Origin of the sequence: Nocardia alni, assembly GCF_019038435.1 — a bacterium.
In the GTDB taxonomy this organism is placed as follows: domain Bacteria; phylum Actinomycetota; class Actinomycetes; order Mycobacteriales; family Mycobacteriaceae; genus Nocardia; species Nocardia alni.
Genome location: NZ_JAGPOX010000356.1, coordinates 1 through 437, shown reverse-complemented (window position 1 = coordinate 437; position 437 = coordinate 1). Strand labels below are relative to the sequence as shown.

1 protein-coding gene is annotated in these 437 nt (G+C 75.3%); it reads left to right on the top strand.

All coding sequences use genetic code 11. From position 1 onward, the window contains the following. Nucleotides 1-323 (top strand): mechanosensitive ion channel family protein (locus tag JZ791_RS47445; RefSeq protein ID WP_254207399.1); only part of this gene is annotated, 323 nt, incomplete at its 5' end. Between the last annotated feature and the right edge of the window lie 114 nt (nt 324-437).

The following is a 437-nucleotide window of genomic DNA, read 5'->3' as shown; positions in this document are numbered from 1 at the left end:
ACATCGAGGTGCTGGACACCGCGGAGAAGCCCGGGGCCAAGGGCCGCGTGGTGGACATCAACCTGCTCTACACCACGCTGGAGGATTTCCACGGCACGGCCGAGGTGCCGATGCTGCTGCAGATTCCCAATGCCCTGATCTTCCAGAGGGTGGTGCGGCGCTGGAAGGTGGCACCGCCCATTCCGGACGCCGTCCACCATGCCGCCACCGAAGCCGGCGCGGCCACGCCGGCGGCGGCGACACCGAGTCCCGCGCCCGCGCCCGCTCCGGCCGCGGCCGCCATGGCGCAGCCCTCCGCGGCGCCGGGCGCGCCGAACGCCTGAGCGGCGCCCGCGGCAGGCGAAGGCCTCCCTCCGCTTCAGCGGCCCTCGCCGTGCGGCCTGTGGCCGCCGTCCTGGCCGTGCGGCGGATGCGGGGGCTCGTGCGGCATGCGGGCA